The sequence below is a fragment of the Leeuwenhoekiella aequorea genome (assembly GCF_004104375.1).
Classification (GTDB): domain Bacteria; phylum Bacteroidota; class Bacteroidia; order Flavobacteriales; family Flavobacteriaceae; genus Leeuwenhoekiella; species Leeuwenhoekiella aequorea.
In genome coordinates this window covers 129,985-145,047 of the sequence record NZ_QOVM01000007.1, presented here as the reverse complement: position 1 = coordinate 145,047, position 15,063 = coordinate 129,985, and the positions used below count along the sequence as shown (strand labels likewise).

The following is a 15,063-nucleotide window of genomic DNA, read 5'->3' as shown; positions in this document are numbered from 1 at the left end:
ATATCTAGGAATTAGTTACCACTTCTAAGCCTAATTCTGCACCTTTTTGAAGCATAAATTTATGCGCAGCACTATATTCATTAGGAATCTCACCTTCTAGAATAGCTTCTTTAATCGCTTCTTTAATTAAACCAATTTCCCGAGATGGTTTTAAAGAAAATGTTTTCATAATTTCTTCTCCGCTTACTGGTGGTTGAAAATTACGAAGGTGATCCCGCTCTTCAACTTCAACAATTTTAGAGCGCACAGTTTTAAAATTATTGTGATATCTACGGAAACGTTTCGGGTTCTTTGTAGTAATATCTGCTTCACAGAGTGTCATTAATTCTTCGAGATTATCTCCCGCATCAAAAATGAGTCTTCTTACTGCGCTGTCTGTTATGAAGTCTTCAGCAATCACAATAGGTCGCGAACTCATCAAAACTAATTTCTGAACGAGTTTCATCTTATCATTAAGCGGCATCTTTAAGCGCTTAAAGAGTTTATAGACCATTTTTGAGCCTACAAATTCGTGACCGTGAAATGTCCAGCCTATTTTTTTATCAAAACGCTTTGTTGGAGCCTTACCTATATCGTGTAATAATGCTGCCCATCGTAACCAAAGGTCTGAGGTATTTTCAGAAATATTATCCACAACTTCTAATGTGTGGTAAAAGTTATCTTTATGCTTCTGGCCCTCTTTCTCTTCAATACCTTTTAAAGCTGTAAGCTCTGGCAATAGGAGCGGGAGTAATCCTGTTTTTTCTAAAAGCAGAAAACCTTTTGAGGGTTTTGTACTTAGCATAATTTTATTGAGCTCATCGACAATGCGCTCATTTGTAATTATTTTTATACGCTCCTTATTTTCAGTAATGGCATCAAGCGATTTACGGTCAATTGTAAAATCTAATTGAGTTGCAAAACGAATCGCCCGCATCATTCTGAGTGGATCATCACTATATGTGATATCGGGATTTAGCGGAGTTCGTATAAGCTCGCGTTCTAAATCAATAATACCATCAAAAGGATCAATTAGATTTCCGAATGTAGCTTTATTTAAGCTGATAGCTAACGCATTAATCGTGAAATCTCTCCTGTTTTGATCGTCTTCCAGACTACCGTTTTTAACCACAGGGTTACGGCTGTCTTCTGTATAAGATTCTTTACGCGCACCTACAAATTCAACCTCAATATCTCCATCACGAAGCATAGCGGTACCGTAGGTTTTAAAAACTTGTACTTTAGGCTTATGTTTTAGTAAAGAAGCAACTTTCTTAGCAAGCTCAATACCGCTTCCTACTGCTACGATATCTATATCTTTTGCAGAGCCACGGTTTAGAAGAAAGTCACGCACATATCCACCTATCACGTAGCTTTCTAATGCTAATTCTTCAGAAGCTTGTGAGATTACATCAAAGATTTTAGGCTTTAAGGCTTCCGGATATTTGGGGATTGACATGTAGTATTATTTTCGTAAAATCTCAACCTGACCGTTATTTTTCAACTTGATAATTGTCGAAGATTTGGTCGATTTATGTTTGCGTTGCAAATTTACGATATAGTCTACTCCCTCCAAAATAGGCTGGGATATTTCTGGATAACGCATAGGGGTTTTTTCACCGCTAATATTTGCCGATGTAGAAACTAATGGTTTTCCGAGCTTTTTAATTAATGCCTTGCAAAATCCATCTTCAACAACACGTATTCCCAGAGTATTGTCTTCCGCAACTAGATTTTCAGCAATGCGAATAGGATCATCATAAATTATTGTTGTAGGCTGATCTGCATATTTTAAAATACTATAAGCGATCTCCGGAATATTTTCTATATACTGATTCAGCATTTTAAAGTCACTTACAAGACATATCAGTGATTTGCTTTCAGCGCGTTTTTTTAAAGCAAAAATTTTATCTACCGCTTCAGCATTAGTAGCGTCGCAACCTATTCCCCATACCGTATCGGTAGGGTAGAGCAAAAGTCCACCTCTTTTAAGTATGGTTAAAGATTCATTTACTTCATCAATAATATTCTGTTCGTATCGTTTAGCGGCCATAAAAATGATAAATTGAGCTAGGTCTTAACTTTTTTGTAAAAGTCGGTATTTATTTTCCTTTTGTGAATTAAATCACCAGCGTAATTGAGAGGTCTTAATGGAAGAAAAGAAGAATGCTTTGGTTACTCTTAAATAAATTGACTTTATGATAAGACCTTTTTATAAACTGCCAGATAGTTACGTGCTGTTTCATTCCAATTAAAGGTGTTTGCGTGATCTTTAACGCGCTTAGAAAAATCAGGATCATTATCGCTTTTTTCCATACCCGCAAAAAAGATTTGAGCCATATATTCGGGATCATAATGGTCCCAGTAAAATGCATCGCGACCACCTATTTCGGGAAGGGATGTATTATTTGACATAAAAACAGGTTTACCAAAGGTCATTGCCTCAATTGGAGGGATGCCAAAACCTTCTCTAAGAGACGGAAATACAAATGCTGTACAATTTTTCATATAGTATTTCTTGTCCTCATCGCTTACTTTTCCCGTTATATGCACGCGATTTGTAAGATTTAATTCTGCAATAAGCGTCAACAGTTCTTTGTAATAGGGCTTATCTGAATTGCCGGATAAGATCAAATCATAGTCTGGAAGATAAGCTAGCATTTTAACTAAAGAGCCAAAATTTTTGCGTTCTGTAAATTCTCCAATACTGTATAAATAGTTTCGTACAGGCAAAAAAGAAGGTTTATGCGTTTCAGGTAGTTCAGAATTTAAGATGGTATTTCCATTGTAAATAACATATTCTGGCACCTTCGGAATTTTAAAGTGTTCCCGTGTATGCTTCTGGACAAATTTTGAAATATATATTATAGCACTGCATCTATTTAGCTTGTCAATAAATCTTTGCTTTGATTCATTATCACCTTTTTCATCAATAAAATGAATATCGTGAACGGTCATTACATAGGGAATTTTATGACGAGGTTCAATTTTGATATTTTGATTTAAAGAGTGCCAAAGATCATAACGCTTTGCTATCCTGAACAAAGGATATCTTGTTATCGACTTATACTTTTTATAATTAAAATGGGAACCGAATTCATCTTTAAGTTTAGAGAAATCCTTAGCATGAAGTGTAAATTCAAATTCTGGATCATTAATTGAATAAAGTGCTTTAATCAAATGGTAATTAAACTGACCAAAACCAAAATATGGATTCTTGATATTGTGTGATTCTAAAAAAATTTGCTTCATTCTAAATAGCTATCCCGTTTGAGTACTCGTATAATTAAAACTATTTTTGCTGTCTAATTTGAGTTATGAAAATCGTCGTTGACAAAAGTCATAAAAATAGTCTTATAGAACTACAAGCCTTACTCGAAAATTTTGAGCAACAGGGTAGAATGCTTTCTGATGGTTCCCGCAATCAGATAAAAATATTTCAGTTAGACCGTGACGAGGTGGCTATAAAAGCCTTTAAAGTTCCTAATTTAATCAACAAAGTTGCTTACAAGTTCTTAAGAAAGTCAAAAGCTCAACGTTCATTTGAGTATGCTCAGCAGCTATTGAGCAAAGGAGTTTTAACTCCTAAGCCTATAGCATATGCAACTGAAGAATCCGTTTTATTTTTTGGAAAAAGTTTTTATATCTGTGACAATTTAAATGCCGACTTAACTTATAGAAAACTTATTGAAGACAAAAATTATCCTAATCGCACACAGATTCTTAAAGCATTTACACAATTTACGTTTAGAATGCACGAACAGGGAATTCACTTCTTAGATCATTCTCCCGGAAATACATTAATTGTAAAAAAAGAGAAGGGTTATGATTTTTATCTTGTCGATTTAAATCGAATGGAGTTTGGTGATCTGGATTTTGAGACCCGAATGCGAAATTTCAGCAGACTTACGCCTCATAAAGAGATGATCGATATTATGGCTACGGAATATGCAGCACTCGGCGGTTACGATCTTCTCAAAACAAAATCCAGTATGTGGAGCTATACTACCGAATTTCAACAGAAGTTCTACCGAAAAAAAGCTTTAAAAAAGAAGTTGAAATTCTGGAAAACTAATTAGTCGAGACCACGTTTTTCTAGCCATCCATAAACTAATTGTTGAAACTTTTGAAAGCTATAAAGATAACTTAGCGCATAGCCATCTTTTCCTTTTAAGGCATTTCCCTTCAATAGATAATACTTTATAAAAGTTAGTTTAGGCAATAACAAAAAGCTAAAGTAACCTAACATTGGTTTTTTAATAGGGTGTGAGTGCGCATAAGTGTTTAAAGACAAGCTAAAGCTATCATAATTTTGAAGCCGTTCCTCTTTAGTCTTAGTATTGAGATTACGAAGTTTTACATATCTGCTTAGGACGCCATAACTGTTCATACGAGTACTGGTTAATCCTGCTATTCCATCTAGAAAACCGCATTTAAGAATATATTCACCCCAAAATCTCCCTGATGGTTTTATGAGCAAATGTAGGTAGGAGGTTTTTGAATTTTTATTGTGTTTCTGATGTGCTTGAAAAGAAGAGTATTTATTTTTTTTGCTTAAGAAAGTACGAAGATTGCTGTACGTATAATGATACATAAATGCTGGTAGTAAACCTATAGAGCCATTTACAATCATGCGTTCATGAACGAGACCTTCATAATGACAGTAATTTTTATGAATAAGACGTATAGCTGAATCCCGACCATTACTACCATTTTTTAAAAATCGATTTATAAAATAATTACGACGTAGTATTCGATAAGCTTTATGCTGATTTGAAGAAACGGCATTTATAATTTGTTTTTGCAGTTTGGGTAATAGGTATTCGTCTGCATCAAGAATAAAAACCCAATTATTTTTAGCCTCTTTAATGGCAAAGTTCTTTTGGCTTGAAAAGTCATCAAATTTTCGTTCTAAGATTTTACAATTAAAATCTTTAGCGATTTCTAAAGTATGGTCTGTACTATACGAATCGATAACGATGCACTCATCTGCAAAACTCGCAGCTTGTAGGGCTTGCTTAATGAAATGTTCCTCGTTGTAGGTAGGAATTATAACGGTAATAGGAGTATGCGTCAATTTTGAGAGATGTTAGTAGGGCAAAAATAACTAATTTTACAGAAATTTTTTCATCGATGAAGCAGCCTGCAAATTCAGTAATCATAAGTACCTATAATGCTATCGATTGGCTCGAAAAGACACTTGTAGGATTTACAATGCAAACCTACCGAGACTTCGAAATTATTATAGCCGATGATGGTTCAAAATCTGAAACAAAAGACTTTATTGATGCGTTTAAATTAAAAACTGATATTGCTATTATTCACGTTTGGCATAAAGATAACGGATTTCAGAAATCTGAAATTTTAAACAAAGCACTTCTGGCATGTACTAGTGATTATGTGATAATGACAGATGGAGACTGTATTCCGCGGAAAGACTTTGTGGAACAACATGTTAAATATAAAGAAACAGGTTATTTTTTAAGTGGTGGTTACCATATGCTTCCGCTTTCTACTTCAAAAGCAATTAGCAATAAGGATATAGAGCAAGAAAACTGCTTTGATGTTAAATGGCTGTTGGAGCGAGGTATGCCAAAATCTTTTAAGAATAACAAAATTGACTCCGGTGCGCTACAAGAGAAATTTTTAAATTTTATAACTCCTACAAAACCTACCTGGAATGGCCACAATGCTTCTGGCTGGAAAAAAGATATTCTCGCAGTAAATGGATTTGATGAGCGTATGCAGTATGGAGGACAGGATCGCGAATTAGGAGAGCGACTCGTTAATCTTGGTATAAAAGGAAAACAAATACGCTATAGTGCAATTTGCTTACACCTGGATCATCCAAGAGGGTACAAGAATCAAGAATCAATATCTAAAAACAGAGCAATACGTGATGCTACAAAATCTGATAAAAGCATTTTCACACCTTATGGCATTGTCAAGAAATAAGGTTTTTATCTAAGAAAGAAGCTAGACGTGGTATTATTTTTTCAGGTTTAAATTGATTGTATAATTCGCTAGTCTGTTTTTTTATTTCTTTAGATGATATATCACTAAATAGTTCTGGCTTGAGTTCTTTTAAGTGGAGTGATTCGTTTTTATGATCATTTTCAAATGTAGCCCAATGCTCTTTATTTACATAGGGAGAATATATTGTAAAAGTAGGTTTGTATAGTGCCTTAGCTATGTGTACGGCGCCTCCTTCATTTGCGATTAATACGTCTACATTGTTCATAATCAATATGTATTCCCGTATATTTTTTCCCATTATCTCAGGTAACACTTGAGATTTATCTTTAACAAGAGCTAGTAACTTATCTACCAGAGGTCGTTGTTCGGGAATATAATTCAGTAAAATTTGCACATCATAATGTGTACTAATGTAGTCTATAATTTCTGCTACATAGGCGAGGGGTAGCGATTTTGTGGGATCACTTCCCAGAACACCTATCATTACGCTAGGTTTGTCTATTACAAAGCCTTTATCCTTGAGCAAACTTTCTATGGTAGTTTGTTCATTATGAGAAATATATAATTTAGGATGGGGATCTAGAGGGACATTAGAATTGAGAAATCTCAAAACATTAAGGCGGTCGTCTATAGCTTTTCCGTAGTCTGAAATTCTATTTTTTAAGATTGGAATCTTGTGTGTGTAAGCAAACGGAATAACACGTTTATCAAAACCAATTCGTTTTTTTGAACTGCTCAAAACAGATATAATCTGACTTTGAAGCTTAGTATACAGGTCTATAATAAGATCAAATTTTTCTGCACGCAATTCTTTAGCGAGCTTAAATAAATTTAATCCCTGCTTTAACTCTTGGTCATTTATTTGCCAAACACGATCTACATTAGGATTATGCAGCAAAACGGGCGCTGCATAATCATAACATAGAAAAGTAATATGAGAATCAGGGTAGATTTTTTTAAGATTATTTGCAACTATAGAAGCTACAAGAACATCTCCAATCCGTTTGTTCTTTATGATTAGTATTTTCATTAAAACTTAAAATCAAAAAAGGCGGATTCGTTAAATTTAAATCCTGATATCTATTCTATTATTGCCTAATTATACTGCAACGTCATATTCGCGAAGAGCATCATTTAAAGATGTCTTCTTATTTGTACTTTCTTTACGAGTACCTATAATAAGTGCGCAAGGAACATTGTATTCTCCTGCAGCAAATTTCTTAGTATAACTACCAGGAATTACAACAGATCTAGGAGGAACATAACCTTTAGTTTCTAGAGGCTTGTCGCCGGTAACATCTATAATTTTTGTTGATGCTGTAAGAACTACATTAGCACCTAAAACAGCTTCTTTACCTACACGTACTCCTTCAACAACAATACAGCGAGAACCTATAAAAGCATCATCTTCAATTATTACCGGAGCGGCTTGTAAAGGTTCTAAAACGCCACCAATACCTACACCACCACTCAAGTGAACGTTTTTACCTATTTGTGCACAACTACCTACTGTTGCCCAGGTGTCTACCATAGTGCCTTCATCAACATACGCTCCAATGTTTACATAACTAGGCATTAATATTACACCTTTAGATATGTAAGCTCCGTGGCGTGCAACAGCGTTAGGTACAACGCGTATTCCTTTGTCTTGATACCCTTTTTTAAGTGGCATTTTGTCGTGGTATTCAAAAATTCCCACTTTAAGCTTTTCCATTTTTTGAATAGGGAAGTAAAGTACAACTGCCTTTTTAACCCATTCATTAATTTTCCAGTCGTCACCATCTGGTTCTGCAACCCGCAATGTTCCGTTATCTAGAAGTTCAATTATTTCACGTATTGCATCTTGAGTAACTTTCTCAGTTAAAAGAGATCGATCATCCCAAGCAGCTTCAATTACATTTTGTACTTGTTTCATTTAATAAGATTTCCGGTTATTTAAATAAATAAATCTTTAAAAGATTTAGAGGCTAAAGATAGTTTAGGCACAATAAAAAAACCAAGATACCCGCTATAAGTTTTAAAGCCTTATTTTTGCCAAAAAATATTATGGCTCGTATTCTTGCGTTAGATTATGGTACAAAGCGTACAGGTATAGCGGTAACTGATGAGTTGCAACTCATCGCATCTGGATTAACAACCGTAGATACTCAAAATTTGCTTAGCTTTTTAAAAGAGTATCTGGCAAAAGAACAAGTTGAACTTATACTATTAGGAGAGCCTAAACGTATGAATAACAGTGCCTCTGAGGTGGAGGTGGCTATTAGTAAATTTCGAGAAAATTTAGAGAAAATTACTACTGTGCGTATAGAACGTGTAGATGAACGATTTACTTCTAAGATGGCTGCCCAATCATTAATTGCCGGTGGTGTAAAGAAGAAGAAAAGACAAAATAAGGCACTTTTAGATGAAATAAGTGCTACAATAATTCTACAATCCTACCTATATAATTTATAAGATTGCTAGAAAGTAAAACTGAATAATAAAGTAATTAAAGACTAATGATTTTACCTATAGTTGCCTATGGCGACCCTGTTTTAAGAAAAAAGGCTGCGCCTATTGCTAAGGATTTTCCTGAATTAGACAAGCTTGTAGCTAATATGTTTGATACGATGTATGGAGCAAGTGGAGTAGGCCTTGCTGCACCTCAAATAGGAAAAGCTATTCGTTTATTTGTGGTAGATGCAACGCCATTTGCCGATGATGAAGATTTATCTGAAGAGGAGCAAACACGTTTAAAAACATTTAAAAAAGCATTTATAAATCCAGAAATACTAGAAGAAACTGGTGATGAATGGGCTTTTAACGAAGGTTGTCTTAGTATTCCCGGTGTTAATGAAGATGTTTTTAGATGTCCTAATATCAAAATTAAATACCAAGATCTGGAGTTTAATGAGCATATTGAAGAATTTGATGGTTTGCTGGCACGTGTTATTCAACACGAATATGATCATATTGAAGGCATTTTATTTACCGATAAATTAAGTAGCTTAAAAAAGCGTATTATTAAAAACAAATTAGCCGGTATAAGTAAAGGAAAAACAAATGCAGATTACCGAATGCGTTTTCCAGATAAGAAAATGCGTTAAATTAAATTTGGGCTTTTAATAAATTTTGAAAATTCAAAAAGAGCCTAGATATTTGCCACCCTTTTAGAGAATATAATTTTAGAAATTAAACCCGCTCTCGCGGATAAAAATATAATATGAGTTTAGATAAAATAGTTTCCATTTCAGGTAAGCCTGGATTATATCATTTACGTGCGCAAACACGTTCTGGTTTTATTGCAGAATCACTTGCCGATGGTAAGAAAATGCCGGTAGGTCTAAGACATAATGTAAGTGTACTTTCGGAAATATCTATTTATACATTAGATGGAGAATCTCCATTACGTGAAGTTTTTGCTAAAATATCAGCTAAAGAAAATGGAGGTAAAGCCATCGACCATAAATCATCTAAAGACGAGTTAGAAGCTTATTTTTTTGAAATTCTTCCTAATTTTGATGAAGATCGCGTTTACCCTAGCGACATTAAAAAAGTTATTCAGTGGTATAATTTATTACAACAGAATGATCTTCTGGGTGAAAAAGAGACTGAGAATTCTATAGATTCAACCGAAGATTCAAAACCTAAAGCTGCAGTAAAAGCTGAACCTAAAACAGTAAAATCTGCTAACCCGCAGAGTAAAGTAGCAAAATCTTCTACTGCAAAAAAAGGTGCTAGTGCAAAAAGTACTGCAGCCCGAAAGAAATAAATTAATTACTTTTTATAATTTAACCACAATTTGAAGATTTCAGATTGTGGTTTTTTAGTTTAAATATGCATCTACTATGAATGACAGAGCACAGCAGTTAAAGGCAATAGATCGTTTGCTAACCATAATGAATGAACTGCGGGAAGGATGTCCTTGGGACAAAAAACAAACATTACAAAGTCTACGTCATTTAACTATAGAAGAGACTTATGAATTAGGAGATGCAATTCTAGATAATGATCTTACCGAAGTAAAAAATGAACTTGGCGATTTGTTATTGCATATTGTTTTTTATGCAAAAATAGGAAGTGAAACCGGTGACTTTGATATAGCAGATGTGGCTAATAGCATTTGCGAAAAATTAATTACTCGACATCCCCATATTTATGGAGATGTGAAAGTTGAGAATGAGGAAGATGTAAAGCGTAATTGGGAGAATCTAAAACTTAAAGAAGGAAAGAAATCTGTTCTTGAAGGTGTTCCCAGATCATTACCAGCAGTAGTGAAGGCGGGACGGATTCAGGATAAAGTTGCCGGTGTAGGCTTTGACTGGGAAGAGCCTCAACAGGTTTTTGAAAAATTGCAAGAAGAACTTTCAGAATTTAAAGTTGAGGTAGATGCTAAAGATCAGGATAAAATGGAAGCCGAGTTTGGTGATGTGCTTTTTTCGATGATTAATTATGCGCGTTTTTTAAATATTGATGCCGAAAGCGCTCTCGAACGAACCAATAAAAAATTTATTAAACGTTTTCAATATATAGAAGCAAAGGCCAAAGAGAATAATAAAGACTTAATGGATATGACATTAAGAGAGATGGATATTTTCTGGGAAGAGGCAAAAAAATGCTAATTATTACGAATTAATTAAATATTAGACCTTTATATGTAATCTCTGTGATTTGTGACTTGCATACTTTATTTTTGACATCAAACCAACCTTATGGATATTACAAACCCGTTAATTTACGGAGTTCCCTGCTTTTTAGGACTTATACTTGTTGAACTAACATACAGTAAACATTCTGATAGAAAAGAACTGTATCAATGGAAGGATCTTACTGCAAGTTTAGTTATGGGTATTGGTTCTACACTTATTGCTCCGCTGGTTAAAACCATCACTGTAATTCTTCTTTTTAATTGGGTCTACGATATTTTTAATCCTGAGATAGATGGTGTACGTACTAATATTATGGGATGGACCTCTTTTGGTTACGCTTGGTATGTTTGGATTCTATGTCAGTTAGCAGATGATTTTTCTTATTACTGGTTTCACAGACAAAATCATATGGTTCGGTTTTTCTGGGCCGCACATATAGTGCATCATTCTTCAGATAATTTTAATTTAGGGACCGCCGTGCGTAATGGCTGGTTTACTATATTTTACAAACCTCTTTTTTATGTATGGATCGTAGCCATTGGATTTCCGCCAGAAATGCTTGTTGTATGTTTAGGTATTGAGGCGTTGTGGCAATTTCAGTTACATTCTCAGTATATTCCAAAACTTGGTATTATAGATAAAGTTTTTAATACACATACGATGCATCAAGTACATCACGCTAGAAATCTTGAGTATATGGATAAAAATCACGGCGGATTTTTAAATACCTTCGATCGTATTTTTGGAACCTTTAAAGAGTTTGATGAAGATATCGACATCGAATACGGCGTTACTCACGCTCCAAATTCATACAATCCTTTAGTTATTCTAACTCACGAGTATAAAGATATTTGGTTAGATACAAAAAAGTCTCCTAAGCTCTACGATAAGTTTATGTACATTTTTGGTCCTCCGGGTTGGAGTCACGATGGAAGTACATTAACTATTAAACAACAGCGAAAAGTACTACGGGAAGAAGCTCGTCTAACAGATCTTACATTAGCCGAATAATGATAATACCTAAGATTGCTAAGATAGAAGAACGTAAGATTATAGGAGTTTGTTTAACAACTACACAAGTAGATAACGACACCTCGATTCTGTGGAGTAAATTTATGCCTCGACACAAAGAAATATCAAATAGAATAGGCACCCACTTTTACTCTTTACAGAAATATCCACTAAATCTGGATGCAAAGAAGTTTACTCCTAAAACAAAATTTGAGCGGTGGGCAGCAGTGGAGGTTAGTAGTTTTGATTCAGTGCCTAATGAAATGCAAAAAACTTTAATTGAAGCCGGAACGTATGCCGTATTTGTTCATAAAGGAACGGTAGCTCAATTTGCTAAAACATTCAATTACATTTATACAACTTGGCTACCTAATTCTATCTATGAAATAGATGATCGTGCACACTTTGAATTTCTTGGTGATACCTATTACGGTCCAAATAATCCAGAATCTGAAGAAGAAATCTGGCTTCCTATTAAGAAAAAGGCCTAGCATAAGTTTTACCGATGATGGTAAGGCTCATTGCGTAAAATTGTAAATGCCCGATAAATTTGTTCTGTGATAAAAAGACGAATCATCTGATGGGAAAAAGTCATTTTTGATAAGGAAATTTTACCACGAGCTTTAGCATATACCCCTGAAGAAATACCATAAGGCCCGCCAATTACAAATACCAGTGTTTTAATGCCGCTATTCATCTTCTTTTGTAGGTAATCGGCATATTTCTCACTACTGAAGTCTTTGCCATTCTCGTCAAGTAGAATTAATTCATCTTGTGCATTAACTTTTGATAAAATTAATTCACCTTCTTTTTCCTTTTGCTGCTCTTCAGACATGTTTTTAGTCTTTTTGAGATCTGGAATAATCTCGAGCTCAAAATTTACATAATGTTTTAATCTTTTGACATAAACCGAAATAAGTTCGTCAAGATTGCTGTCATCTGTTTTGCCAATGCAAAGAAGTTTGATATTCATATTTCAAAAATAATATTTTTAATATGGTATTCCATTTACAAAACGGAGCCATCTTTTTTTATTATTGCAAATGGTAGTTGTAAATTGGCGGGTTCTTTTTCTAACTTAGCAAAAACCTATAGCAAATTATGATTACACAAGCAGCCCTTAATAAGGAGATAGATCTTATAATCGCAAATGCCATACGCGAAGACGTAGGTCCTGGAGATTATAGTTCTTTAGCCTGTATTCCGAAAGACGCTAGCGGAAAAGCAAAACTACTGGTTAAGGAACCGGGTATAATAGCGGGGGTATCTTTTGCCTGCAACGTATTTGCCTATGTAGATCCAGATTTAGAAATTGAAATTTTAATAAAAGATGGTACGCAGGTAGAGATAGGAGATATCGTATTTTATGTAACTGGTAATTCACAAAGCATCTTAAAAGCAGAGCGACTCGTGCTTAATGCTATGCAACGTATGAGTGCCATAGCTACAAAAACTAATAAATACGCATCCTTACTTGAAGGTACAAAGACAAAAATATTAGATACACGTAAAACTACGCCTGGTTTTCGCGCGCTTGAAAAAATTGCCGTAAAAATAGGTGGAGGAGAAAATCACAGATTTGCTTTATACGATATGGTGATGCTAAAAGATAATCATATTGATTTTGCAGGAGGAATTACTCAAGCGATAATAAAAACACAAAATTATATACTAGCAAATAAACTTGATCTTAAAATCATTGTTGAAGCGCGAGATATTGCAGAAGTAAAAGAGATTCTAAATGCAGGAGGAGTTTATAGAATTTTACTAGATAATTTTAATTACGAAGATACACGCGAAGCAGTAAAAATCATAGGTGATCAATGTCTCACAGAATCTTCTGGAGGTATTAATGATGAAACTTTAGTAGAGTACGCAAAGTGTGGTGTAGATTTTATATCTAGTGGCGCGTTGACTCATTCTGTATATAATATGGATTTAAGCCTTAAAGCTGTTTAAATGGATAAGGAGTTTGAAGAAAAGCTGCTGACCATAAAATTTTTGCTGCCCGTAGTTAAATGGGCAAAGGGTGTTATACTTCCTGGGTTTGAAGGGCTTTCTTTACACGATTTTTGGGAAATGTATGCGGTAGGAATTATTAAAGGGACATTTGCAACACGAGCAAGTGCTATTGCTTTTAGCTTCTTTATGGCACTTTTTCCATTCTTTTTATTTGTTCTTAACCTTATACCTTATGTTCCAATTGATGGCTTTCAAACTGAATTTTTAGCATTTATAAATAATATTCTCCCCCCACAAACACAAGAGTTTTTCGATCCTATTCTATTGGATATTGCAGCCAATCCACGCGGTGGTTTACTTTCATTTACATTAATATTTGCCATCTTTCTAATGGCTAATGGTGTTAATGCAATATTTACGGGGTTTGAATATAGTTTTCATTCTATAACAAATAGACCGCTTGTACGTCAATACTTTATAGCATTAGCTGTATCTTTATTATTGGCATTGTTGTTGCTTGCTACTGTAATAGCAGTTCTTTATTTTCAGTATATTATTATTGATTTAAAGAGTAGAGATATTGTGGATGAAAGTACGCTTAAGCTTATATCTCAATTAGGAAGTTTTATAGCTTTATTAATACTCATTTATGGTGTGGTAGCTACTTTATATTATTTCGGTACGAAAGAAGGAAAGAATGCTCGGTTTTTCTCAATTGGAGCAACATTGACCACAATATTATTTGTTGTCACAACTTATTTCTTCGGAATATATATAAATAATTTTTCTACGTATAACCAGTTATATGGTTCGATAGGTGCGCTATTAATTATGATGGTTTACATCTGGCTAAATTCAAATTTGTTGCTATTGGGTTTTGAATTAAATGCAACTATGTACAGATTGAAGAGACGACACGAACTGCTGAAAAAGAATTAAAAATAATTTTACAGATAATGTTAAAAATTCTTAATATTAATGTAGATTTAACGAATCACTTAATAAATAACCCCTTAAATTAGAATTATGAAAAATTTATGCGCATTTTTAATTTTGGCTCTTATAGGAACAGCAGGAGTTTTTGCTCAAGATGTTACAGGAAAATGGAAAACCATCGATGATGAGACTGGTGATGCAAAATCTATTGTAGAAGTTTATAAGAAAGACGGCAAGGTGTATGGTAAAGTAATTGAAATTCTGAATAAGGACCGTCAGGATGTAAAATGTATGGACTGTCCCGGAGCAGATAATGGTAAGCCTGTAAAGGGTCTTGTAATCATTAAAGGTCTTGAGAAAGATGGTAATGAGTACGCAGATGGTAAGATTCTTGATCCACAAAGCGGAAAATTATACAAATGCCTAATGGAGCTAGAAAGTCCTAATAAGCTTAAGGTTAGGGGTTATGTTGGATTTTCATTATTAGGAAGAACACAATATTGGACACGTGTAAACTAACACAAAATTCCATCTATAATGTAAGGCTGTTTCTAAATCTAGAAACAGCCTT

General features: G+C 34.2%; 17 protein-coding genes and 1 pseudogene. 11 read left to right on the top strand and 7 right to left on the bottom strand.

Going from position 1 to position 15,063, the window contains the following annotated elements; all coding sequences use genetic code 11:
* Nucleotides 1–4 precede the first annotated feature (4 nt).
* The 3 genes from DSM00_RS14240 to DSM00_RS14230 all read right to left on the bottom strand — a co-directional run bounded on the left by DSM00_RS14240 (nucleotide 5) and on the right by DSM00_RS14230 (nucleotide 3,231).
* Entirely contained in the window at nucleotides 5–1,438 is a 1,434-nt protein-coding gene (locus tag DSM00_RS14240) for a CCA tRNA nucleotidyltransferase (protein WP_128758644.1), read from the bottom strand.
* A gap of 6 nt (nucleotides 1,439–1,444) precedes the next feature.
* A complete protein-coding gene (locus DSM00_RS14235) occupies nucleotides 1,445–2,032 on the bottom strand; it encodes an L-threonylcarbamoyladenylate synthase (RefSeq protein WP_128758643.1) in 588 nt (195 codons plus the stop codon).
* A gap of 143 nt (nucleotides 2,033–2,175) precedes the next feature.
* Nucleotides 2,176–3,231, bottom strand: coding sequence for a glycosyltransferase family 4 protein (locus tag DSM00_RS14230; protein ID WP_128758642.1), 1,056 nt, complete (start codon nucleotides 3,229–3,231; stop codon nucleotides 2,176–2,178).
* A 65-nt stretch (nucleotides 3,232–3,296) separates the two neighbouring features.
* Between DSM00_RS14230 and DSM00_RS14225 the strand changes: the two genes are divergently transcribed.
* A complete protein-coding gene (locus DSM00_RS14225) occupies nucleotides 3,297–4,058 on the top strand; it encodes a lipopolysaccharide kinase InaA family protein (RefSeq protein ID WP_128758641.1) in 762 nt (253 codons plus the stop codon).
* Here the strand turns inward: DSM00_RS14225 and DSM00_RS14220 are convergent.
* Nucleotides 4,055–5,056 carry a glycosyltransferase family 2 protein gene (locus DSM00_RS14220; RefSeq protein ID WP_241652428.1) on the bottom strand — a complete coding sequence of 334 codons (1,002 nt, stop codon included), beginning with the start codon at nucleotides 5,054–5,056 and terminating at the stop codon, nucleotides 4,055–4,057. The genes DSM00_RS14225 and DSM00_RS14220 overlap by 4 nt on opposite strands.
* 56 nt (nucleotides 5,057–5,112) lie before the next feature.
* On the opposite strand from DSM00_RS14220, the gene DSM00_RS14215 reads away from it, so the two are divergent.
* Complete coding sequence (locus DSM00_RS14215) at nucleotides 5,113–5,934, top strand: glycosyltransferase family 2 protein (protein WP_128758640.1); 822 nt, start codon at nucleotides 5,113–5,115, stop codon at nucleotides 5,932–5,934.
* On the opposite strand, the gene DSM00_RS14210 is transcribed toward DSM00_RS14215, so the two are convergent.
* A complete protein-coding gene (locus DSM00_RS14210) occupies nucleotides 5,924–6,985 on the bottom strand; it encodes a glycosyltransferase family 9 protein (RefSeq protein ID WP_128758639.1) in 1,062 nt (353 codons plus the stop codon). The two genes, DSM00_RS14215 and DSM00_RS14210, sit on opposite strands and share 11 nt — an antisense overlap.
* A 69-nt stretch (nucleotides 6,986–7,054) precedes the next feature.
* The gene (locus DSM00_RS14205) at nucleotides 7,055–7,870 is read right to left on the bottom strand and encodes a 2,3,4,5-tetrahydropyridine-2,6-dicarboxylate N-succinyltransferase (protein ID WP_128758638.1); all 816 of its coding nucleotides are present in this window, start codon (nucleotides 7,868–7,870) and stop codon (nucleotides 7,055–7,057) included.
* Nucleotides 7,871–8,001: 131 nt separating this feature from the next.
* Here DSM00_RS14205 and ruvX point away from each other — a divergent pair, with 131 nt between their 5' ends.
* The 6 genes and pseudogenes from ruvX to DSM00_RS14175 all read left to right on the top strand — a co-directional run bounded on the left by ruvX (nucleotide 8,002) and on the right by DSM00_RS14175 (nucleotide 12,085).
* Nucleotides 8,002–8,409: a Holliday junction resolvase RuvX gene (ruvX, locus tag DSM00_RS14200; protein WP_128758722.1), complete on the top strand. Its 408-nt coding sequence runs from the start codon at nucleotides 8,002–8,004 to the stop codon at nucleotides 8,407–8,409.
* Nucleotides 8,410–8,453: 44 nt separating this feature from the next.
* The gene (def, locus tag DSM00_RS14195; protein WP_128758637.1) at nucleotides 8,454–9,041 is read left to right on the top strand and encodes a peptide deformylase; all 588 of its coding nucleotides are present in this window, start codon (nucleotides 8,454–8,456) and stop codon (nucleotides 9,039–9,041) included.
* Nucleotides 9,042–9,157: 116 nt separating this feature from the next.
* Nucleotides 9,158–9,544: pseudogene (locus DSM00_RS14190) on the top strand (DUF5606 family protein); the annotation flags it as partial.
* 238 nt (nucleotides 9,545–9,782) lie between these two features.
* Entirely contained in the window at nucleotides 9,783–10,556 is a 774-nt protein-coding gene (mazG, locus tag DSM00_RS14185) for a nucleoside triphosphate pyrophosphohydrolase (RefSeq protein WP_128758635.1), read from the top strand.
* Nucleotides 10,557–10,646: 90 nt separating this feature from the next.
* Nucleotides 10,647–11,594, top strand: a complete 948-nt coding sequence (locus tag DSM00_RS14180) for a sterol desaturase family protein (protein ID WP_128758634.1) — start codon at nucleotides 10,647–10,649, stop codon at nucleotides 11,592–11,594.
* A complete protein-coding gene (locus DSM00_RS14175) occupies nucleotides 11,594–12,085 on the top strand; it encodes a GyrI-like domain-containing protein (protein WP_241652427.1) in 492 nt (163 codons plus the stop codon). The genes DSM00_RS14180 and DSM00_RS14175 overlap by 1 nt, the downstream gene beginning before the upstream one ends.
* An 8-nt stretch (nucleotides 12,086–12,093) precedes the next feature.
* Here the strand turns inward: DSM00_RS14175 and rlmH are convergent, their stop codons facing one another.
* Complete coding sequence (rlmH, locus tag DSM00_RS14170; protein WP_128758633.1) at nucleotides 12,094–12,567, bottom strand: 23S rRNA (pseudouridine(1915)-N(3))-methyltransferase RlmH; 474 nt, start codon at nucleotides 12,565–12,567, stop codon at nucleotides 12,094–12,096.
* Nucleotides 12,568–12,695: 128 nt separating this feature from the next.
* Between rlmH and nadC the strand changes: the two genes are divergently transcribed.
* The 3 genes from nadC (at nucleotide 12,696) to DSM00_RS14155 (ending at nucleotide 15,011) form a co-directional block, all read left to right on the top strand.
* Nucleotides 12,696–13,553 carry a carboxylating nicotinate-nucleotide diphosphorylase gene (nadC, locus tag DSM00_RS14165; RefSeq protein WP_128758632.1) on the top strand — a complete coding sequence of 286 codons (858 nt, stop codon included), beginning with the start codon at nucleotides 12,696–12,698 and terminating at the stop codon, nucleotides 13,551–13,553.
* Complete coding sequence (locus DSM00_RS14160; RefSeq protein WP_128758631.1) at nucleotides 13,554–14,495, top strand: YihY/virulence factor BrkB family protein; 942 nt, start codon at nucleotides 13,554–13,556, stop codon at nucleotides 14,493–14,495. It abuts the gene before it with no gap.
* An 87-nt stretch (nucleotides 14,496–14,582) separates the two neighbouring features.
* A complete protein-coding gene (locus tag DSM00_RS14155; protein WP_128758630.1) occupies nucleotides 14,583–15,011 on the top strand; it encodes a DUF2147 domain-containing protein in 429 nt (142 codons plus the stop codon).
* Nucleotides 15,012–15,063: the final 52 nt, after the last annotated feature.

Coding starts and splice junctions, on each gene's coding strand:
- DSM00_RS14240 (WP_128758644.1), bottom strand. CDS start 1,438: ATGTCAATCCCCAAATATCCGGAAGCCTTAAAGCCTAAAATCTTTGAT.
- DSM00_RS14235 (WP_128758643.1), bottom strand. CDS start 2,032: ATGGCCGCTAAACGATACGAACAGAATATTATTGATGAAGTAAATGAA.
- DSM00_RS14230 (WP_128758642.1), bottom strand. CDS start 3,231: ATGAAGCAAATTTTTTTAGAATCACACAATATCAAGAATCCATATTTT.
- DSM00_RS14225 (WP_128758641.1), top strand. CDS start 3,297: ATGAAAATCGTCGTTGACAAAAGTCATAAAAATAGTCTTATAGAACTA.
- DSM00_RS14215 (WP_128758640.1), top strand. CDS start 5,113: ATGAAGCAGCCTGCAAATTCAGTAATCATAAGTACCTATAATGCTATC.
- DSM00_RS14210 (WP_128758639.1), bottom strand. CDS start 6,985: ATGAAAATACTAATCATAAAGAACAAACGGATTGGAGATGTTCTTGTA.
- DSM00_RS14205 (WP_128758638.1), bottom strand. CDS start 7,870: ATGAAACAAGTACAAAATGTAATTGAAGCTGCTTGGGATGATCGATCT.
- ruvX (WP_128758722.1), top strand. CDS start 8,002: ATGGCTCGTATTCTTGCGTTAGATTATGGTACAAAGCGTACAGGTATA.
- def (WP_128758637.1), top strand. CDS start 8,454: ATGATTTTACCTATAGTTGCCTATGGCGACCCTGTTTTAAGAAAAAAG.
- mazG (WP_128758635.1), top strand. CDS start 9,783: ATGAATGACAGAGCACAGCAGTTAAAGGCAATAGATCGTTTGCTAACC.
- DSM00_RS14180 (WP_128758634.1), top strand. CDS start 10,647: ATGGATATTACAAACCCGTTAATTTACGGAGTTCCCTGCTTTTTAGGA.
- DSM00_RS14175 (WP_241652427.1), top strand. CDS start 11,594: ATGATAATACCTAAGATTGCTAAGATAGAAGAACGTAAGATTATAGGA.
- rlmH (WP_128758633.1), bottom strand. CDS start 12,567: ATGAATATCAAACTTCTTTGCATTGGCAAAACAGATGACAGCAATCTT.
- nadC (WP_128758632.1), top strand. CDS start 12,696: ATGATTACACAAGCAGCCCTTAATAAGGAGATAGATCTTATAATCGCA.
- DSM00_RS14160 (WP_128758631.1), top strand. CDS start 13,554: ATGGATAAGGAGTTTGAAGAAAAGCTGCTGACCATAAAATTTTTGCTG.
- DSM00_RS14155 (WP_128758630.1), top strand. CDS start 14,583: ATGAAAAATTTATGCGCATTTTTAATTTTGGCTCTTATAGGAACAGCA.